The organism is Treponema sp. UBA3813, assembly GCA_002368605.1.
Taxonomy (GTDB): domain Bacteria; phylum Spirochaetota; class Spirochaetia; order Treponematales; family Treponemataceae; genus Treponema_D.
This window is the reverse complement of sequence record DFEB01000072.1, coordinates 52315-74209: the sequence shown is the minus strand read 5'-3', so window position 1 is coordinate 74209 and position 21895 is coordinate 52315. Positions and strand designations below refer to the sequence as shown.

At 44.2% G+C, this 21895-nt stretch carries 11 protein-coding genes; 10 read left to right on the top strand and 1 reads right to left on the bottom strand.

Annotated features, from left to right (window positions below):
* Together B2089_RS11060 and fabG are read left to right on the top strand one after the other, a co-directional pair.
* The coding region (locus B2089_RS11060; protein WP_296687311.1) for an ACP S-malonyltransferase at positions 1-860 on the top strand (860 nt) is incomplete at its 5' end.
* A gap of 13 nt (positions 861-873) precedes the next feature.
* The gene (gene fabG, locus B2089_RS11055; protein WP_296324234.1) at positions 874-1623 is read left to right on the top strand and encodes a 3-oxoacyl-[acyl-carrier-protein] reductase; all 750 of its coding nucleotides are present in this window, start codon (positions 874-876) and stop codon (positions 1621-1623) included.
* 52 nt (positions 1624-1675) lie between these two features.
* Here the strand turns inward: fabG and B2089_RS11050 are convergent, their stop codons facing one another.
* A complete protein-coding gene (locus B2089_RS11050) occupies positions 1676-3250 on the bottom strand; it encodes an ATP-binding protein (RefSeq protein ID WP_296324230.1) in 1575 nt (524 codons plus the stop codon).
* A gap of 122 nt (positions 3251-3372) precedes the next feature.
* On the opposite strand from B2089_RS11050, the gene fabF reads away from it, so the two are divergent.
* The 8 genes from fabF (at position 3373) to B2089_RS11010 (ending at position 21855) form a co-directional block, all read left to right on the top strand.
* Positions 3373-4617 (top strand): beta-ketoacyl-ACP synthase II, encoded by a 1245-nt coding sequence (fabF, locus tag B2089_RS11045; RefSeq protein WP_296324229.1) that lies wholly within the window; start codon positions 3373-3375, stop codon positions 4615-4617.
* A gap of 159 nt (positions 4618-4776) precedes the next feature.
* Positions 4777-5214: a 3-hydroxyacyl-ACP dehydratase FabZ gene (fabZ, locus tag B2089_RS11040; protein ID WP_296324226.1), complete on the top strand. Its 438-nt coding sequence runs from the start codon at positions 4777-4779 to the stop codon at positions 5212-5214.
* Between the two features lie 264 nt (positions 5215-5478).
* Complete coding sequence (locus tag B2089_RS11035) at positions 5479-7932, top strand: adenylate/guanylate cyclase domain-containing protein (protein ID WP_296324223.1); 2454 nt, start codon at positions 5479-5481, stop codon at positions 7930-7932.
* Positions 7895-10675, top strand: a complete 2781-nt coding sequence (locus tag B2089_RS11030) for a hypothetical protein (RefSeq protein WP_296324221.1) — start codon at positions 7895-7897, stop codon at positions 10673-10675. Before B2089_RS11035 ends, B2089_RS11030 begins: the two co-directional genes overlap by 38 nt.
* Positions 10665-12041, top strand: a complete 1377-nt coding sequence (locus B2089_RS11025; RefSeq protein WP_296324219.1) for a hypothetical protein — start codon at positions 10665-10667, stop codon at positions 12039-12041. The genes B2089_RS11030 and B2089_RS11025 overlap by 11 nt, the downstream gene beginning before the upstream one ends.
* 10 nt (positions 12042-12051) lie before the next feature.
* Entirely contained in the window at positions 12052-12924 is an 873-nt protein-coding gene (locus B2089_RS11020; RefSeq protein WP_296324216.1) for an InlB B-repeat-containing protein, read from the top strand.
* 11 nt (positions 12925-12935) lie between these two features.
* Entirely contained in the window at positions 12936-13844 is a 909-nt protein-coding gene (locus B2089_RS11015; protein ID WP_296324212.1) for an InlB B-repeat-containing protein, read from the top strand.
* A 46-nt stretch (positions 13845-13890) separates the two neighbouring features.
* Complete coding sequence (locus B2089_RS11010) at positions 13891-21855, top strand: FlgD immunoglobulin-like domain containing protein (protein WP_296324209.1); 7965 nt, start codon at positions 13891-13893, stop codon at positions 21853-21855.
* Positions 21856-21895: the final 40 nt, after the last annotated feature.

Genomic DNA, 21895 nt, shown 5'->3' with positions numbered 1-21895 from the left:
TCATTGATGAGATTTCAAAAGTAACAGGAAAAGATATTCCAAAACTGCTCTGGGAAACTGAGCAGACTGAATTAAATAGAAGCGACAACAGCCAGCTTGCAATCACTGCGGCAAGTCTTGCCGTTATGGCAGCCTTGAAGAGCAAGGGAATCGAGCCGAGTGCCGCAATGGGCTTCTCTTTGGGCGAATTCCCGGCTCTTTATGCCGCAGGAATCCTTTCTTTTGAGGATGTAATCAAGGTTGTCTGCCAGCGCGGTTCAATCATGCAGAAAGTCTGCGAGCAGATTGCCGAAGAAAACGCGGGAAATGCTCCTGGAATGAGCGCGATTCTTGGCCTTCCGCCAGAGAAAGTTGAAGAAATCGCTAACGGAATCGAAGGCGCTTATGCCGCTAACCTCAACAGCGTAAAGCAGACCGTAATTTCGGGCACTGCCGACGGTCTTACAAAGGCTGAGGAAGCCGCAAAAGCCGCCGGAGCTCGAAGGACTGTCCGACTTGCCGTTGCAGGTCCTTTCCACTGTCCGCTCATGCAGCGCGCCGCCGACAATTTCAAGGTCGCTTTGGAGCCATACACATTCTGTAATCCGAAAATCACTTTGTTCTCAAATGTAACCGGCAAAAAAGTCACTGAGGGCGCGCCTGCAAAATCAAGCGCAGTTGACCACCTCACTCACCCGGTTCGCTGGACGGACGAAGAGAAAGTCCTCGCTGATTTGATTAAAGAAGATTCTGCAAACGAGTGGGTTATCCTCGAAGTAGGACCTGGCAAAGTTTTGAGCGGCCTCTGGGGGCAGACAGAACTTGGCGCAACACTCGCATGTACGCCGGTGAATACTGCTGAGGCTATTCAGGCACTGTAGAAAGGAGAAATTTATGTTGTTGAAGAATAAAAAGGCACTTGTAACGGGTTCTAGCCGGGGAATCGGCAAAGCTATTGTTGAGGCATATTTGAAGAACGGAGCTGAGGTTTGGGGATTGTGCTCTAAGCCTAGCGCAGCAAAAGCTGACTTGGAAAAACTCGCCGCTGATAACGGAGTCGCTTTCCATGAAATTTATGCTGATGTTGGAAACGCTGAGCAGGTCACAGAGGTCGTAAAGGCTGCTTTGGCAGAGGCCGGTACATTCGACATTCTTGTGAACAATGCGGGAATCACCCGCGACGGTCTTTCTTTCCGCATGAAAAAAGAGGACTGGGATGATGTAATCCGCATCAACCTTACCAGCGTCTTCTTAATCAGCCAGATTGTTTCAGGCAACATGATTCGCGCAAAGGACAAATCATGCTCAATCATCAACATGGCTTCAATCGTCGGCCTTCACGGTCAGGGCGGTCAGGTAAACTATGCGGCCTCTAAGGGCGGAATCATCGCTTATACAAAGGCTCTGGCAAAAGAAGTTGGCAGCCGAGGCGTTCGCGTAAATGCAATCGCACCAGGTTTCATCGAAACCGACATGACAGCCGTTCTCAAAGACGACATGAAAGCTCAGTGGGTTGAGGGCTTGCCGTTAAAGCGGGCAGGAAAGCCTGAGGACATCGCTAATGCGGCTCTCTTCCTTGCCAGCGATTTGAGCACATACATCACGGGCCAGGTACTTGGCGTTGACGGTGGCATGGGCTGCTAATGCCTTGCCGCTGAGTGGATAAACTGGTCTTGCTTCGGTGAGACCAGTTTTTTTATGCCTTTACCTTCCAGCCCACAAGGCCTTTCCCTTCGCTGGAGAAAACAAGAGCCACCTTGTACATTTTCTTTCCGCTGACGGCAAAACGCTCTGAGTAGCCGTTGGCGTCAATCTGGGCCAGGGCTTCTTCTGCGACCTCTTCAAATGGCCGCCCCTTATCCATTTTAAGCTCGAAGATGAAAACGCTGTCTTTCGAGGCCACAACCACATCACTTCGGCCACAGACATTCTGCAGTTCCGAGACCACGCGCCAGCCTGTCATGCGGAACATTAAATGGGTGACGGACTCGTAGTAGTTTTCGCACATATCTTTTTTGACCACGGTGGGAAGGTCTGCGATGGCGGACTTGATGATGTTGAGGGCTTGGTCTAAATCATGAAGTTCAAGGGCATCGCACAAATTTCCTATGGCAAGTCCCAAATCGTCGTAGGGGACTGTTACGAATTTTTTCAAGAGAATGTTGATAAAGCCGTCTTCAATCTCGCGGTTGGGAAAGTCCAGCGTGTAAATTCTTTTTTCCTTGTCAAAGTCCTTAATCGTAAGGTAGCCGCTCTGGTAAATAACCGGGAGCATGTTCTTTGAGTCTGGGTCATAGTTCTTGAACTGATCTTCCTTTGCCTTGCGTCCGTTGATTATCGTTGTAAGTTCCAGCGGCTGATTCTGCAAGGTCTTTACAAGGAGCGACGGGGTGCCGCTTTCAAACCAGTATGAGCCGAAATCCTTGTCGGAAAAGCACTTTAAGAGGCAGAAGGGATTGTAAACGCCTTCCACATCGTGGGTAAAATGATAGCCGTCGTACATCTGGGCGAGCTTTGCTTTTGTTTCCTCAAGGCTCATTTCCTGACGCTCTGCGAGGGCTTCAATCTCCGGCATAAAATATTGCTCAAGTTCGCTTTCTGAAATTCCGCAGATTGAAGAATATTTTTCTGTAAGGCTGATGTCGTTGAGCTGGTTTAGTCCGGAGAAGATGTTCACATGACTGACTTTCGTAATTCCGGTGATAAAGAGAAAGCGGATGTACTGGTCGCAGTCCTTTAGCGGGCTGTAGAAGCTGCGCAACTCCTGACGGTTCTGCTCCTCGTATTCGGTGTAAAGGGCGTCCAAAATTGGCTTGTCGTATTCGTCGATTAAGATGACGACTTGCTTGCCGGTTTTTTTGGTAACGGAATGAATTATCTGGCTCAGTCTTTCAGCCGCGTCTTCGCTATTTTTTTGAATTTGGTATTTTTCTTCAGCTTCGGTCAAAATGGCGTTGAGACGAGCCTTTAAGCGGGCGTTATTTTCGTAGCTGTTCGCACCAAAACTGATTTTTATGACAGGGTACTGAATCCAGTCCTTTTCAAGATTTTCGATGGCAAGGCCCTTGAACAAATCTTTTTTGCCTAAGAAATAGGCTTCAAGAGTGGAAAGCAAAAGGCTTTTTCCGAATCGGCGGGGGCGGCTTAAAAAATAGGGGCTGCTAGTGCGGGTAAGCTCGTAAATGTATGAAGTCTTATCAACATACACATTGTTGAAAGTGCGGAGTTTTTCAAAATCTTGAATGCCGATGGGCAGAAATCGATTAGCCATGGAAAAATTATAGCACAGGGAAGCGAATTTTTCTATATTGATGAGTCTTTTCCCACTTGTACAAAATGACAAAAAATGATATTTTGTCATAATCAAATTGAAGTTAATTATAGGAGATTTATATGCGACGAGTAGTTGTAACAGGACTTGGTTGTGTTTCACCATTGGGAAATTCAGTTGACGCCACATGGGCAGCCCTTAAAGCTGGTAAAAGCGGAATCAACACAATCACACATTATGACAATGCAAACTTCAAGGTAAAATATGCGGCTGAGGTAAAAGATTTCAAGGCCGCTGATTATATGGATTCAAGCGCAGCCCGCAAAATGGCTTTGTACACACAGTACGCCGTTGCTGCCGCAAAAATGGCTTTGGAAGACTCTGACCTTCTCGGAAAGGCTGACATCCTCGAAGACACTTCTGTTTATCTCGGTGTTGGTATCGGTGGTCTTGAAGTTACAGAGAACACTATGAAGGCTTACTTTGATTCAAACCAGACCCGCATGTCTCCGATGACAATTCCTATGCTTATTCCAAACGAAGGAGCTGGTAACATCTCAATGGCTTTCGGCTTGCACGGAGCCACACACACTGTCGCTACAGCTTGTGCTTCAGGAACTGACGCAATCGGAAACGCTTTCGACCAAGTCCGCTCTGGCCGCTACGATGTAATCTTGGCCGGTGGTGCTGAGTCTACTCAGTGTGGTTACGCAAACTTGGGCTTTTCAATGCTCCACGCCCTTTCTTCTGGATACGCTGACGACCCGACAAAAGCAAGCCGCCCCTTCGACAAAAAGCGCGACGGATTCATCATGGGCGAAGGCTCAACAATTCTCGTTTTGGAAGAGTATGAGCACGCAAAAGCACGCGGCGCAAAGATTTACGCTGAGGTTGCAGGCTACGGCGCTTCTTCAGACGGCTACCATCTCACAGCCCCCAACCCGGATGGAGTTTGCGGCGCTAAATGTATGACAATCGCAATGAAAGACGCTGGCGTTAAACCTGAGGAAGTCACATACTACAACGCTCACGGAACTTCAACAAAACTCAACGATTCTGGCGAGACAAAAATGCTCCACATCGCTTTCGGTGAGGCTGCAAAAGGACTTCACATTTCCTCAACAAAATCAATGACAGGCCACTGTCTTGGTAACGCAGGCTCTCTTGAGGCAATGATTTGCGTTAAGGCAATTCAGGACGGCTATATTCCTGCAACAATCAACCTTGATGAGCCGGATGTAGAAGGCGGCTGTGACCTTGACTACACTCCGAACAAGGGCCTTGAAATGCCGGTAAATGTAGCCATGAGCGCGAACTTCGGCTTCGGCGGCCACAACGGCTGTCTGGTATTCAAGAAAGTACAGTAACTAGCATAAACCCTAAGAGGCTCTCGGCTGGAACCCGTCATAAAACTCGCGGTGAACAAGTTCAAGCGAGTTTTTGTCGGAACCCAGCCTACGCCTCTTAGGGCATATTCTTTTTATAGCACTTTTGTGAGTGCCAAACATCTTACATAGGAGATTTATATGGAAGCATTTACTGATATTGAGTCGCTTTTGCCCCATCGCAAGCCTTTTTTGTTCGTGGATTCAATCGACTCTTATGATGAGAACGGCTGTGTCTGCCACCGCAAATTTACTGACGAGGATTTTTTCTTTAAGGGACACTTCCCCGAATATCCAGTAGTTCCTGGCGTTATCTTGATTGAGACAATGGCTCAGGGCGGCGGTGCTGCATTGAGCTTGCAGAAAAAGTTCGATGAGGGAAGCCTTTTCTTCCTTGCCACAGTGAACAATGTAAAATTCAAGCATCAGGTTCGACCGGGCGACAATGTCCGCATGGAAATCGAAAACAAACGCTGCACCAAAAACATGGTAGTCCAGGCCGGCAAAGCCTTCGTCGGCGACACTCTCTGCGCCCAAGCAGAGTGGATGTGTTTGGTAGGTAAAGGTAGCGAGCGTTAAAAAATCGCATGAGATGCGATTTTAGCGAGTCTCGGAAAAATCTGTGATTTTTCCGCGGAAGCGAGCGTTAAAAAAACGCTTGAGAAGCGTTTTTAGTGAGTCTCGTCCGAAGCTGAGCTTCGGGCGCGGAAATTAATCAGTCTGAAAAATACTCTGTGCACAGGCTGATAAAATTTCATATAATTTTTAAAAGTCGGTAGTGATACCGGCTTTTTTTGTCGATAATTTAAGGAAAAACTGTTATAATAAAATAGGATTATTGAATTGAACGCAGAGCCGAAATCGCTGGAGTATGGAGAATTCATACTCCCCCAAAAAAACAAACCGTCTCAAAAACTTGAACCTGTACAAGGCTCATTTGTTCGCGTAAAGCCAAATAATAATGTGGTCTCACCGATTCCTTTAAAAAAAGAAACAAAAGATGAGACTGTTTACTTTTCTTCTTCCGTCCAAGATTTTATATTTGAAGAACCAGAAGAATATATTCCTCGTCGTTCTGATGAAATCGCAAAATTCCTTGCCGACGACAAAAAATCTTTAAAAATCGAAAAAGCTGCCATTAAATTGCTCAAAAAATATGAAGAGCGTGAGCGGCTGGAAGAAGAGCGTGCTGATAAAATCCGTCGTCCGATTGGTGTGAAACTTGTTGTCATCATATCTTTTCTTCTTGTTCTTGCGGTCGGAACCGTAACTTATGCAGTTTCACGCTCAATGACAGAGGATACCCGTTCAAATGCCGAAGAAAACAATCTTGCCATTAACAGCAGGACTGCATCTGATACCGAAAACCGAATAAATACGGCAATTTCTTCTGTTACTATGTTCCTTGATTTGATGGCGAATTCTGGAGATAACGAATCTGCTCGTCGAACAATCGAAACACTTTTCTTTGACAGACATAAAGAGATTGTCGCAATTTACTATTTCAGTTCTGAAGATTCTTCCGAAGAGTCGGTTTCAAAGGCTCTTTTTACAAGCGATTATTTCCTTGCTGCCCATGAGCTTGAGCGTGAGACTATTCTTGCCTACATGGAGCAGGAAAATGAGTCGGGAGAAAAAGCGAAAGGCGGTAGTTTTGAGATACTGAATGCAAGTCCTTTCTTTAACATTCCTGTGATGGCACTCTTTTGTCCAGTGGCGAGCACTTCAGGAAAACGCTTTGTTGGCTTTCTTTATTCTAGTTCAGGAATCGGAGAAAGCTATGCGGCAGGAAATGTTAATCAGTCTTTCTTCGTGAACAATGATGGAATTGTCCTTGTTCACAGCGATTTGGAAAAAATGAACGGTGGCGCGGATTTGAGCGACTCTCCGATTGTAAAAGAAATGCTTGAGAGCAATTCCAGTAACGGACAAATTCCGTTTACAGACGAGACGGGGGCTGAGTACATAGGCGCATTCAGAAAACTGGAAGTCGGAACATGTGGCGTCATCACCGTGGTAAAAACATCTGTCGTTCTTGAAGGCATCCGTCGAATCACGATAAGAAATCTTTATATCATGTGTGTCGTTATCGCGATTGCCATAATGATAATTTATTTCTTTGCAAAATCTTTGAGTAATCCTCTTCGTCATTTAACGGCAGTCGTCAACGAGGTGAATAAAGGCAACTTCAATACGGAACTTTTTGACGAACTTAAACTTAAGCGAAAGGATGAAATTGGTGTTCTGGAGCGTAGCACTAAAAACGAGAGGGAAATCCTTAACATGGTCTCTCGCCTGACCAACAAGGGCGTTACAAAAGCGGTAATCACAAAGCAAATTGACTTTGAGCCTCACTTAAAGGACATTACGATTTTCTTCAGCGATATCCGCGGATTTACGGCAATTTCGGACGGATTCAAAAAACGCTTCGGAGAGCGGAGCGCGGCAGAAATCATCGGATTCTTGAATGATTACATGAGTCGAATGGTAGCTTGTATCAATAAGACTGGTGGCATTGTGGATAAGTTTGAAGGTGACGCGATTATGGCCGCTTGGGGAGTTCTCAGAAATGACAGCTTTGACTGGGAAAGCATGAATAAAAATTCTGTTACTAGAATTCTGAAGGAAGAGGCTCACTCTGCCTATGTAAAAAGCGATGCCTTGAGTGCGATTACCTGCTGTATTGCTATGCGCTACTCTCTTATGAAATACAACAAAGACGCCGAGGCCTTTACCGAAAAATTTAAGAATGATCCACTTGCAAAATATAAGCCGCATATTCAGATTGGAGCAGGATTGAATTCAGGAAGGGCGACTGTTGGATTTATGGGAAGCTTCGATAAAATGGAATTTACCTCTATTGGTGATGCTGTAAACTTTGCAAGCCGTGCCGAAGCCAGTAACAAGCCTTGCGGAACGGATATTCTTATCACGCAAGATACCTATGATATTCTCAAATACGACTATATCCGTTGCAAAGAAAATAAGTTTATCATCAAGCCTCATAATATTCTCAATGAGATTGTCGTCGAGCAGATTCCTGTTGAATTCGATGTAAAAGGGAAAGGAAAGCAGCATTTCTACGGCGTGGTCAACATGCCGAATTTTGATATAGAGCAATTCTTCGCAAGTGATGATTCAAAGTTTGTGCTTGATTCTGACTGTGAGATTGCGTGTGGTCCTCGTGGTCCGAAAACACTCAAAGAACTTCGGAAAATACTTGGAATAGCGGAGCCTGATTTTGGCCAGGTAAATCTTGATGCGGAAGAGAACAAAATTAAAGTCGCTGTTCCGTGATGCCTTTGTCGTTCTTTTCTGCCTTTCTGCAGCGGCAGTCTTTGCCTATCTTTTCTGGCAGGATTTGAACACATTTACAGTCCGAAGCGACAAAGCCGAAATTGGTTTTATTTCTCTCAAACAAAATGTCGTTCAGCGAAAATTTGATGATCGCGTCGTCTGGGAACGAGTTACGAACGAAACGAAGCTTTATTACGGAGACACGATACGAACCGCGGATTTGGCTGAAGTAACTCTCGTTCTTGGTGAAACGAAAATTCAACTTGGTGAAAATACTATGATTCAGCTCGGTTCTAATGAAAAGGGCGAATTTCAGATTGCAATAAACGGCGGTGATATTCAGATTGATTCAGGGCTGGGAGACTCGAATATCGAGGTTAAACTTGATGATGGCTCTGTCGTTAATGTTGAGGCTGGCTCTTCTCTTGCGGCAAAATCTGATTCTGCAACAGGCGTGCATAATGTCGAAGTCAAAAGCGGTAGTGCGCAGATTACTACGGAAAGTGGTGAAACGGCTATGCTCGCCTACGGGGACTCCGTCAATGTCGAAAATGGCAAGGAAATTCAAAAGAATCCTGTGACGGTGGTGTATCCTCCGAAAGAATTGAAGCTACTTAATCTCCGCGGCACAACGATGAATGTGAAATTTGAATGGAAAACGACTGACGGAGAAGATGTCATACTTCAGACTTCCCGAACAAGGGATTTTTCTGTCATCGACACGCATAAAAAACTCAAATCAAAGGACACGGCCACAATTCCTGTTTCAGACGGCCTTGTTTATTGGAGAGCTTATACCGAGGCGACAAAAGATAAATCCGTTGACGGAAGAATTTTGATGGAAAAAATCGAAGCGATTCAGGGAATTTCTCCTGCCACGGCCAGTGAATTCCGCTACCGTACAAGTCTTCCCCGCGTTTCTTTCCGTTGGACTGGCAATGAAAATGCAGAGCGATACAGGTTGCTTGTTTCTTCGACTCCGGACATGCGCTCAGTTGTTTCTGATTCAGAGGCGAGCGGAAATTTCATGACACTGGACAATCTTGAGGCGGGAACTTACTATTGGCAGGTAACTCCATATTATGGTCAGAACAATATCGGATATGATGGCGGAAGTGAAATTTATTCTTTCAAAGTGATTCGAAATGAAATAATCAGACCGCCGGAACTTTCTGCTCCTGCCGAAAACGCACAGATTATTTATAAAGAAAACATAACTACGAATTTCATCTGGAAGAGTGAAGTTAAAAACTCATCTTACGAACTGACTCTTGCTCGTGATCCTTCGTTTATTACAGTTGTCTTCAGTGCAATCACGAAGGAAAATCGATTTAGCCGTGATTTTACTCCCAGCGAGTTGCGTGACGGAACTTATTATTGGAAGGTTCTGAGAAAATCAGGCGATGCGGATGATAAGACCCCTGAGTCGGAAATCCGTTCTTTTAAGATTGTCCGCTACATTCCTCAGGACAATAAATTGGTTTACCCTCCAGAGAATTTCTCCGCTGAACCGTCAAAAATCACAAGCACGGCTTTTATGTGGAAACTTGCTGATGAATATGACAATGCGAATTCTGTAGCAGTCCTCCAGATTTCAAAAAATCCCTCATTCTCAACGATTGAGCGGGAGCTAACGACTTCTGCCGCCTTCCTCGATAATATTTCTCTTCCTTCAGGAAATTATTGGTGGAGAGTTGGCGTACGAGTCGGAGAGGGGGCGGCTATTGCATTCACTCAAGGCAGAATGTTCACTGTTCTTTCGGATTTGCCTTCTCCTGACATCCTTGTGCCTTACCCCAATCAGGAGCTTATGGCTTATAACGCAAGTCCCGTCACGCTTTCATGGTCGGAGGTTTCAGGGGCAGATTATTATTCTGCGAAAATTTACTCAAAGGCAGGAACTTTGATTAAAAGTAAGGACGAAATCCGCTCAACTTCAACGGATTTTGTTCTTGATGAAGGCGAATTTACTTTCTCAATTCAGGCCGTTTCTGAAGGTGAGGGTGGCTCTCGTGCAGGAACTATTGCAAGCCGAACATTTACGGTGCGCTCTCCATCAGTCATCGTCACACAAACTCCTGCTGATGGCTCTACAATCGACGGACTCACCGCTTTGCGCTCTCCTCTTCTCTTCACATGGACTGGAAGCCGGGAAGGTGCGGACTCGTATCAGCTTATTCTCTCAAAAGTACAGAATGATGGCTCTGTTAAAGTCGTGAGCAATACAAGCAGCAGTAAAACATCTGCATCAATGAACAGACTTTCTGAAGGAAGCTATGTCTGGAAGGTTGCGGCGAGTACAAAAGAGGGAATCCCTCTCGATTCAAAGGAAGCTCGTTTCGTGATTTCAAAAATCCCTGACTTGGAAAAGGCACTCCTTTTATCTCCTGCGAAGGGATTTGTCATTGGTGCTGCTTACCTGAAATCTCACCGAACGATTGAGTTCTCATGGAGTGAAGTGAGCGGAGCGACTAGTTACTCATTTGTTCTTTATAAAGTTGAGTCAAACGGAAGCAGGAAAGCGGTTTATTCAGAGCGAAGTACGAAAGCTTCTTCTGTTACGATAAAAGATTTGTCGATTCTTGATGTAGGCTCATTTGAATGGAGTGTTACGCCATATTCTTACGCAAAAGACGGATATCTTGAGCAGAAAGGACCTGTGGCAACTTCAAGTTTCAAAATTGATTTTGCTTCTCCTACGAAGGTTGAGGCAGTAAATCCGGGGGTTCTTTATGGAAAATAAAACAAGAATCCTCTTGATTTTGCTTTTTCTTTTTTCTGCCCTGCCGATGTTTTCTCAGAATGCTACTTTCTTTCAAAAAATCGAATGGAAGTCGAATGCGAATGCCCTTGAGTACAAAGTAGAGATTCAGAATACGGCCAGCGGAAAGTCACAGTTCATAACGACCGAAAAGACTTCAACTGAAATTTCTCTGCTTCCAGGAAAATATCGTTACCGCGTTTATGCCTACGATTTTTTGGGAAAAGAGGCTAGTGTCTCTGCTTGGACAAATTTTGAGGTTTACAAGGCCAGTAAGCCTAAAATCACTAGCGTTGAAAAAAGTATCACTCTTGCAGAGAATTCTGATTCTATCTCAATCAATGTGAACATCGCCGATATCAACGCAAATTCTACTTATGAATTGGTGAACGAATCCCTTCAGGGGTCGGTGGATTCAAAAACTAAGGCTCAGCTTGACACTGGTTCAGAAACTGACAGCGTGAGTAAACTCAATTTCAAAAATGTTCCGCCGGGAAAATGGCGGCTAAAAGTTACGAATGGGAGCGGACTCTCAGCACTCTCTGATATCATCGAGATAAAAGGCGAGGATGTCAAAACGATTTCTGATGAAGAAGTTAAGAAAATCCGAGATGAAGCGGCAGAGAATGCAAAAAAAGAAGCGTTTGCAGAATCTGAGGCAAAAATCGAAGAAGAAAGAAAAAGTTTTGAGGAAGAGAGAGCGAACTTTGAGAAAGAGCGCGCGAATTATGAAAAAGAGCGCTTGAATCTTGAGGAAGAGCTGGCTGCTCTCAGGAAAAAAAAGGCTAAGGAAGAATGGAAGGCGGCTCATCCCTATATTTACAAGGATTTCATTTTTGAGGTCGGTGCGGGCCTTACGATATCGCCCTACGACGGGAGCATAAAGGATTATACCGGAGAGTCTGCGGCACTTTCTCTCGGCGGGAAAATTGCCTATCTTCCTATAAAAAGTGAAAAAAATAAATTCGGCTTGCAACTTGGACTTTTGTCTAACGAATTTGAGACAAAAAAAGACTCAGCTTACAATCTTAAACTTGAATACTCTGTTTTTGACTTGAGTATCGTCTGGCACAGAAAACTCTCAAAGAAGACTTTTCTGGCGCTTAAGGGCGGACTTGGCATAGTCAATATCGAAAAGCATGTGTCTTATCAGTATTATTCTTTATCAAGGGCAAGTGACATAAGCGATAAATACACTTATCCAGAATTCTCGGCAGGTGCTTCTTTGTTTTTTACTCCATGGAAATTCCTTGTGTTTGAGACGGGCTTTGATTTTAATCATATTATGGCGGCTGGCATGACTACTGGATTTATAACGCCTTATGCTTGTCTTGGGTTCAGGTTTTAGGGGAAGGCGCATGAAAGTAAAAAGAATTTCTTTTTTAACAAAATGCCTTCTCCTCTCTGTTTTTGCAGACTTCTTGCTTTCTTGTAGCGATTCAAATATAGGCAAGGAACTTCACGATGACATTTCTCAGGGCCTGATTGTTTATTCAGACGAACCTTCTGGCTCGGAAAATTCTGTATATGTTCAATATGAGCTTGACTCTCAAGTCCCAGCTTCGCGCCTGATTTCTGATTGCATGACTTTGAGCCTTAAGCCTGGTTATGAAATCAAAAGTCTGAAATATTACAAGAATCTTACAGAAAACATCACCGAGGCTCCGTCTTATGTGATTTTGAATGATGACGACACTTTCAGCTTAATGACGATAAAGCCTTGCGCTGATAGTTTTTATGTTTACGAAAGCGATAAGATAAGCTACACCCTCGTTTTTGATGCGAATGGCGGAAGCGGAACGGCACCGGCTTCCATAACTGCCGAATATGATGAGGTGTTCACTTTGCCCGGCAACACTTTTACGCGATCTGGCTATGTTTTTAAGTGCTGGAAGATAAACGGAATTTCCTACTATAGTGGATCTGTCAGCAAGTTGGCCTCAAGGGCGAATGTGACCGTAACGGCTTATGCCATCTGGCTTCCTAAAATCAGCTATGATTCTCTTCCTGGAGGTGTGACCGCTGCCTTGATTGATGACGGAAGTGGCGGAGTTTCTGGAGTCACTTTTACTTCAAGTTATGCCTCAAATATCTGGATTTGCAACGGAAACAAAAGCGAGACTTCTTCTTTTACGATAAATTGCTCTTCTTATTCGGCGGGAAGCTACACCGTCTTCCTTTTTGTGAGCGGAAAGGCTGCTCCATCGTCATTTAAGGTTACGATAAATTAGGGGAGCGGATAATGAAAAAAAATGAATTCCGGATTTCCTTTTTTCTCAAGATTTTTGCCCTAGCTGCAACACTTTCATTCATCGTTTCATGCTCTGATATTGGCGAGTCAATCACAAACGATGTAACAACATCTTATACTGTATATATGGACAATCCTGAAGACGAAGTTTCCCCTCGCAGCGTGACTCTTTCATTAAGGGTTGGAGATTATCTTACGGGTGGTCAGTTGATTTCACTTTGTTCTTCTTCTCTTGTAAAAACTGGCTATAGAATCAAGGCTTTGCGTTACTGGAGCAATCCTTATGAGAGCACATCCCTTGCGACGGATATTCCTTTCTATATAAGTACAAATTCTGACGGAGACATTCAATCTGTTCAAGTCTATCCAGATGCTGCCACTCTTTATGTTTACGACTGGGAGAAGATTGACTACACGGTTCGCTTCAACGGTAATGGCGGAAAAACTTCTTCTGGAGACACTTATTATAGCCAGTCGGGTTTTAAATATGATGACGGCGGGAAAACTTTGGATTCAAATCTCTTTGCTAGAAACGGCTACACTTTTGAAAAATGGACCTCAAGGGCAGATGGAAGCGGAGATCCATATTCCAACAGCGCCTCTGTCGAAAATCTTGCGACGACCCAGAACGCAATCGTAAATTTATATGCGCAATGGGAAGCAAACGGTTGTGTCTCAGAAATTGATGACGGACTGAGCTATACTGAAAACACTACGACAAAGATTCTTTCTTTTACTGCCAGCGGAGCAGGATTCTGGATTATAAACGGAGAACTTAAAACGACTTCAGCCACTAGTAGCTATTCTTTTGATTACACGGCTTTGACTTCGGGCACGACATACACCCTTTATTTTGTGCAAGGCTCAAGTTGCCTGACCGCAATTTTTACAATCCCTTAGGACACAAGAGTTTATAAGTCATCGAATTTGTGTTATACTAAGATTGGTGCAGAATTTTTCTTTCGCTAACAGCAGAATTTCTCAAATCTTACGGGGCTTTTTCCTTGTGACGGCTTTTTTTTCTGCCGCAACTGTATGGGCAACGGATTATACTTGGACAGGGGGAGGGGGAGACGGGAAGTGGTCTACTGGTGCCAATTGGTCAACAGGAACTGCTCCAATCAACGATTCAAGCGCGGATGTTTATTTTACAGGCGAAAGCGTAATCACTATTAATTTAACCGAAGATATTACGATTAGGACGCTGTATTTAAACAGTGTGGATGATAAGCAGATTCGTATGCAAAAAGATTACACTGCTTCAAGCATTACCTTAACATGTGATACGGTACATTTAAAATTTCCTCATACTGAAACTTTAGGCAAGTGTGAAATCATCGGGTTAAATCTTGTTTGTGATATTTTTGAGACAGACGGAGACTCTTCTGCTTCTGATGAACGAACTTATGATTTCAAACTTTCTGACTCTTCTGTGGTCACGGTAAAAAGCAAATACCTAACATTTAAGTATAATACAGCAAGGCAAGTCGGCATTACTGGCAACGGAACATTTTATCTTCCATTTTCTGGTGAAATGATTGAGGATATGGAAAATGAAAACGGAACTTTCTATGATAGCTCGGCATTCAGTTTTGGCTCAGGAATTTCTGTCAAACAATATCAAGGCTCTCCGAGTTATTACACTTTCGACTTTAATGAATCTACGAAAAAACTTGAGCTTACAAGATATGGAACTAGTGGCTGGCCTGTTTATTACAAATATGAGGTTACTTCTTTTACAGGAACAGCTGGTACAACCGAGTCTTTGGAAGAAGATCTTACAGGCTCCTTTTATTTTTATAATGATTATGATGATGAGTTTATTTCCCTTGACTCCTCGAATAACACAGGATATTTCAGAATTGATTCTTCAGATACGACCCAATACATTCAGTTTTACAATGGAACAGATATTTCCGACGGTGACACAATAACTCTTACAATCTACACTCCTGATACCCGCCCCTTTAAGCTTGGAGAGTTCACTTACACATATCAGACAGAAGTTGTCGTTGCGGATTTCCATACTTACTATTGGACGGGGGCTGATACAACGGATTCAGGCGCTTGGAATAAAAGCGCAAACTGGGCCTTCAAAGATAAAGACAGAAATGTCTATGTTTCTGTTGCGGAATATGACGGTGGTGCTTATGACGGCTGTTATCCTGGCTACGATGACGGTGACACTGCGGTTTTTGATGCTGGAAAAAGCGCAAATGACCTCACACTGGATGGCTCTGGTTATAAGTTGACGCTGGTGAATTCTTCAGGCTCATCTGCTGGCAGTGGAACGATAAAAGGCTACGGTGCAAATGCGGAGACTGCGGATATTATCATTGACGGTTATTTCCTCTTTGATTCTGTCGCTGTAAATTCTCTTGTAACGAAGACGAATTCCAATTCAAAAATTCAGGTAAAGAAATTTTCTGCCATAAATGACATGGAATATTCTTATGCGTCCGCTGGATTGAGAGTGGCTTCGACATTTACTTTGGATTCTTCGTCTCAATTCACTTCAGATGACCCCACAGGAACAGACGGAAAACCGACATTGATTGTGGGTGGAAACACGGAAAACAATGGAGCAATTTCTTTGAGAGATAGCTCTGCCAAATTTGAGGGGGATTATTCAGGTTCAGGCTCGTTTACAGTATCTTCGGGAAACTCTTTCTTCTACGGAAATACGGATTTTTCTTCTTGTTCTGGATTTAGCGCAGGCACTGGAACTGTTTACTTCATTACTTCAGAGGCAAAAAAACTCACGACTTTTGCTGGTCAGGCTTTCAATATTCTTCGGTTTGGCGGAAATGTCACGATTGATGTGAGCGCAGGCGACATAACAGTTAATTCTCTTGCCATGTATGCCGACGCGGCTTATTTTCTTTCTGCTGATTTTTCGGCAAAAATCACCGGAGGCAAAAAAATCACCTGTTCTCAGGGGGTTTCCCTTTCCAGACTCAGCAATACGAACGGAGTTGTTGGAACTCTTGAACTTGACTGTAATCTGGACGCAGGTTCTGCCTTCGTAATGTATTCTGGCTCTGGTCTTATTGTCGATGAAAACAGAACGATTACGATTTCAGGAAGCCAGACTGATTTTTCAAATTCAGATCGTTCCAATTTAATCAATGTAAAAGGAAGCCTTGACGCTTCTTCAGTCAATCTTTCTTTTGGATACACGACTTTTGTTGTTGGCGCAAATGGCTCTGTCACGGCTGATTCGCTGGCTTTTGGAAGCAATTCTATCACAAATGACGGAAAAATAAATTGCTCTGCTCTTACAGTTGGGACAGCTTCTCCTGCAAGCCAATTTTCAATTGACGGAAGCGGAACATTCGTCGTAACTGGCGGAACGGCAGCTTTGACAAATCTTTTCATTGGAAACAGTGTCAAAATCGAGAAAGTTGACGGAACTCTTGTGGCTGGTGCCTTTGATGTAACGGACGGCCTGCCAGCCACGGGAAGCGGGCAAAGCGATTATCTGGCTCTTTATAAAAACGGCTGGAATCTTGACTATGATTTTGTCTATACCTGGGTCGGAGGCTCTTCTCTGGGGCAAAGAACCTGGTCTTACGGCGAAAACTGGGATTTGGGAATTGTTCCAGGCGTTAATTCCGCTTCTGGAAACACGGTAGGAGCCAGAGTTCTGATTCCTGCAGGCTGCACTTACTATCCTAATGTTCAGGGAAATGATATCAGTATCGGAACGCTGGAAATTGAGGCTAATGCACTTGTCACAATTAACAACACGGGCGGACTTCCTGTCACAAACACCGATTCTTCCCTCGTTACGCTAAAAAATTCCGGCACAATCGAGTATCAGAGTACGGGAAGAATCACGGACGGCACAAATCCGATTAACGATGTGGATAATAATGGTAGCGTCCTCTACAGCGGCACGGCACAAACCGTCACGGATTTTTCTTCTTCAGGTACTGACTATGCAAATCTCCTTATTACGGGAAGTGCCGGCTCAACGGCTGACATTTTGCTGACCGGGGATTTTACTGTAAGCGGAAGCGGTTCTTTTGAAGCGACTGCAGGAACAATTACTTTCAGCGGAAGCCTGCCACAGACAATCACAACGGATGATTCTTCAAATTCCACATCTACGAAATTCTTCAATATTGAGATTGGCTCTTCTTCTTCTGTCGAAACGGCTTCTTCTTTTACTGTAGCCGGAGACTTTACAAATAACGCTATAAGCAATGGATTTACGGCGAGTGCGGGTACTGTCATTTTTACGGGAAATGCCACAATCTCAGGAAATAACACTTTTTCGAATTTTGAATGTAATGTGGCAGGAGCAAGCCTGAAATTCGAGGCTGGAAAAACGCAGACCGTAACTTCTTCATTCAAAATCAATGGCGCAAGCGCAAACAAGATAAGTCTCACGACGGCGGCATCTTCTCCTCTTGTTTCTGATACATCGACATGGTGGATTTTGGACACGCCTCTTTCAGCGGTTGATGTGACTCATGCAATTATTTCCTATTCAACTTCAAGTTCCGACATCATTACAAAAATCGATGTCGAGGCAAATGACAATGAAGAGCCTTCTGCTGCGAAATTTTCTACGGCAAACTGGTTCGAGCGAAAATATTACTGGCTTGGAGTCTCATCTTCTTCTTGGGCAGATTCTGGAAACTGGTTCTACGATACTACGACTTCATACCCGGCCTCTGTTCCGAATGACGGCTCAGACACAAGCGCAAGCACAAAAAGAATTATAATCGCAACGACCGGAAATGATTTAATTCTTGAGAAAGACATTTCCGTAAAATCCCTCACAATAAACGACGATAAAACTTTGGATTTCGCGGCATATTCTGTAAGCGCAGATGATTCTGATTCTTCAACTACGGATTTTAACGCGGGGGATGGCGTAACTTTAAAATTCCAGGGAAGTGGCACGGACTTGTCTGCAAATACAAGTTCTATTTCTGCTTCTGCTTCTTTTGGAAGTGACATCGTGTTTGAATATTACGGTGGCGGAAAAGTCAGTGCAGTGAGCGGAAGCAGCGGAGCGGTAATCCCTGAAAATCAGATTCTGAAAATTACGAATAAAAACGACGGCACTGTCACCAGATTGCAGCTTGGCTCTCAGAACATTGAAGTTGCTTCCACGGACGGTGGATTTAACGAAGGAATTATCGAAATTAACGGAAGCGGAGAGCTTTCTTTTTCAGATTCTTCGCTTTCAATGACTAGCGGGCTCGTCCTTTACTCTGGGGGAAGCGGGAATCTCCCTGATGTCGGATTTTACAATCTTCAGATTGGCGGCGGAAGCCGGACTGTCGCCACAGACCTTGCCTGTGAGAATTTCTACTTTACAGGCGGAAGCCTTTCTTTGGCGGCAAATGTTACTGCGGCCAAAGATTTTGCGGCATTTGGTTCTGCCTACAGCGTAAAAGATTCTGACTGGCATGTTTCAGAAAACACTCGCTTTGCCTATCCCGCTGGCACGGATAATTTTGTCATGCCTGCTTCGCCCTCGGCTACTTTTGGCTCAATTTCCGGAAGCCTTACTGTGGGAGAGAATTTTTATGTGAACGGTGCGGACATTTCTGACCTTGCGCTCATTCTCCCGGCAAAAACGGCCCTGCCTGCTCTCAACGCAACGGACGCCGCTTCGGCAACAATGTGGGGAAAGCCCTATTCAGTCGCTTTCAACATGACGGCTGCAAATTGCTCTGCCTCATGCTCTGACGGAACTTCTTCTGTTTATGTGGCGGCTTCTTCTCCCACAACGAAATTTACTCATCAGAATGTGACAGATGGTGGCGGAAACACAAACTGGATTTTTGATTCTGTTGAAATTCTGTCGGCTTATTCTGTTTCGGACAATATTATAGCTGTGGAACTGAACACGGAATTGTCAAAAATTGCTCAGAATGGTTCCATATCAAATAAAACTCACCTTTCTTATAATGACGGGCAAAAGTCTTTTTCAGGCCTCTATTCTAACAAAGCCTGCACGACGGCACTAAATTTTACTTCTTCAGAAAAAATCTTCTATATAAAATCTTCAGAAACTTGGAATACAGACGCAGACGGAACTACAAAAGGAAGCGATGACAGCACGAATCTTTCTGGAGTAAAAAAAGATGCAAAAATAAATCTTTCATTGATTGAGGGATTTTTCTACTTAAAAGACGGCTACACGCTGAGCGCAGAATATTCTTATGATTCTTCCGACAACAAGGCATACACTGACCTTGAGGACAGAGTTCCCCCGATTTTGATTGCGGTTTACACTGGTCAGGAAGGTCATGTTACTCCGGCAGGCTCGGCTTCTGCCACCAATTATAGTTCTGATGTCCAAAAGCCTTATGATGCCCACAATTTCATTGAATTCAGATATTCCGAGCCAGTTTCTCTTGGAGATTTGGCTTTTGACGAGACAAGCGAAAATGCCCTTCTGAACATAGAGGCTCAGTCTGCTTTTGACACGGCGGCTTCTCATGGCGGTGCAATCGTTGCCAACGGTAGCAGCGGCTTTACCGTTACAGGCTTCGGCTCATTCTCAGACGGAAGCCTTTCGGCAGGCTACAAAAGCGGATCTGCCCCTAATTTTACAGGCACTACCGATATTGCCAGACCTCATGCCCTTTACAGAAAATTCTCGCTTACATTAGGGGGAAGCGAAGAAATTTATCCTTGCAGGGTAAGGCTCTCAATTGCAGGAAAGATTGACGGCACTGTCACGATGAGCGGCGCGTCTTTCTACAACTGGATTGGCTACATAGATTCCGCAAAATGTCCGATTGGAACTTTTGCCATTTCTGAAAACGCAAACATCACCGACAAAAACGGAAATGTCCTCAACCACACAAAGAACGCTTCTCTTGCGGTAAAACAAACGGCGGGGCTTACAAATGAGCTTTACGGTTCATGGGATGTCACTCCACCAGGCTTTGCGACTTATGTAACCAACACCGATGGAAGTGATCCTGACTTGTGCTGGCATACCGGTGACAGCCCAACCCGTCAATATGAGATAGCCGGTTCCGTAGAATCAAACACAAGCGCCTATCTTGAGCGGATTGAAATGCACTTGTTCGACAATCATCCGGAATACCGCGATACTGACACCTACAAATGGATTACTCAAAAAGGCTGGATGACTGGCTCAACTGTCGCCTATGCAACGCCTGAAAGCGAGGGCGGAAGCCGACCTTTTGCAGACAGCCCAAAAACAAAGGGCGGAATACGCCGTTCAAGTCTCAACGGTGCCTATGCAAATTTCTCTTATACATACAAACTTGATTTACAGACATCGGAAGCAAGGGAATTCGCCGCTAAAGATGTTTCGCAGAACGCAAAAAGCGCTCTTTTCCGCCAAGATTCAGAAAGTGAAACCAACACCGAAAATGACGGCCTTTACCTCGCATTTGCCTTGAATCCGTCTGACCTGACTCTTCCTTTGCGTACTACATTTGTGGTCACATTTAAAAAAGAAAATGCCTTCATTACTGATTTGGCAGGAAACCGCCTTTCACAAACAGATGACGGATTGACCAAAAGGCTCGGTGGCCTCGATATCACGCCTCCTTCTTTCTCTATGGTTGTTTCCCCTGTTGGAAGTGACAAATTGTTCGCGATATTTACGAAGCCGCTCGGATATAAAGGTGAGTATTTAAAAGGCTCTCTTTCTTCTGAACTACATGACCACATTTTAAATAACATAGAATTCGTTTATTCAGCAGGTGACAATATCGATACCACAAGTATGCCTTCTGGAACTGACGAAATTTCTGTTACGGATGTGGCTCTTGCCTCTCACAGCAATGCTTATACCGCCCTTTTGTTCACTTTGAGCCGGAAAATCACTCTTTCTGATGTTGAAAAAATTTGGATTCGCATAAAACAATATGGTGACTCAAGCGCAGGAGACGGAAATCTTGTCGCTTATATCCAGGACTTTTTCGGAAATGGCATTCCGATTCACACCTGTCATGCAATTTCTGATTTTGCGGTGAATGCCGTTGATGTGATTTATGCTTACACTGCACCGAACGATGATAACTGGCAGGAGCAAAATGTTTATGGGACGACGGCTGCGGAAGGATATTCTGTCCATGACTTTAGCGCGGAAGGCGGAAACTACCAGAAATTGCTCTATGACAGGGATATTACTTTCCAAATCCAATTCGCGGATTATGACAATTCCAGTGAAAGCTTAGTCGCTCCGAATTATTCGCTTTCTCTTGTCTACGATAAAAAATCTTCTCTCAAGTCTTCATGGGTAAGTGACCGGTTTAATTTGCTTACGGCCCTTGGCTGGCGGCTTTGGACTGACAAGCCGATGAGTTCTCTTGCCTCAAGTTACAATGACAGCGGCACGAAAACAGAGATGGCTCTTACTTTTGATGATCCGACGGAATTGCTTCAAACTTTTGAGTTAAAGAACGAACTTGTTCATTTGTCAGACGGCGCTGATTATCAGTTCTTCTTTAAGATAAAAACAGCAGGCGGAGGAGATATTGATATTAACCACGACGGCGATTCACTTACAAGCAAAATTCCTCTCTATGCATTTTGGATGCCGCAGGAGCGAATAAAGGCCGGTGATTTCTCTTTCGTGGATTTGTGGTCTTTCTCAATCTCTGGAGTGTCAAAACAGAGGGGTGGCGTTTCAATTCTTAATAATGTAATTAATCCAGAGACTGGCGAGAGAACAGCCATTGAAGTCGATATGAAAAGCGCAGGAAATCTGAACATTTTCGTTATGACTTTGGACGGCAACATAATCAGGCGGCTTGAAAAGGGCACAGTCTCTGAGGGAACTCATTTCTACTATTGGGACGGAAAAAATAACGCCGGAAATTCCGTAGCGCGAGGCTTATACTTTGTGCGAGTTACAGGAAACGGCATTGACGAAACCCGAAAGGTCATGGTTGTAAAATAAAGGAGGCTTGATTTTCTGCCTAATTTGACAGCCATGCGCA

What these genes read in the sequence shown, in the direction of transcription:
- fabG (WP_296324234.1), top strand. Translation starts at nt 874, where the DNA reads ATGTTGTTGAAGAATAAAAAGGCACTTGTAACGGGTTCTAGCCGGGGA.
- B2089_RS11050 (WP_296324230.1), bottom strand. Translation starts at nt 3,250, where the DNA reads ATGGCTAATCGATTTCTGCCCATCGGCATTCAAGATTTTGAAAAACTC.
- fabF (WP_296324229.1), top strand. Translation starts at nt 3,373, where the DNA reads ATGCGACGAGTAGTTGTAACAGGACTTGGTTGTGTTTCACCATTGGGA.
- fabZ (WP_296324226.1), top strand. Translation starts at nt 4,777, where the DNA reads ATGGAAGCATTTACTGATATTGAGTCGCTTTTGCCCCATCGCAAGCCT.
- B2089_RS11030 (WP_296324221.1), top strand. Translation starts at nt 7,895, where the DNA reads ATGCGGAAGAGAACAAAATTAAAGTCGCTGTTCCGTGATGCCTTTGTC.
- B2089_RS11025 (WP_296324219.1), top strand. Translation starts at nt 10,665, where the DNA reads ATGGAAAATAAAACAAGAATCCTCTTGATTTTGCTTTTTCTTTTTTCT.
- B2089_RS11020 (WP_296324216.1), top strand. Translation starts at nt 12,052, where the DNA reads ATGAAAGTAAAAAGAATTTCTTTTTTAACAAAATGCCTTCTCCTCTCT.
- B2089_RS11015 (WP_296324212.1), top strand. Translation starts at nt 12,936, where the DNA reads ATGAAAAAAAATGAATTCCGGATTTCCTTTTTTCTCAAGATTTTTGCC.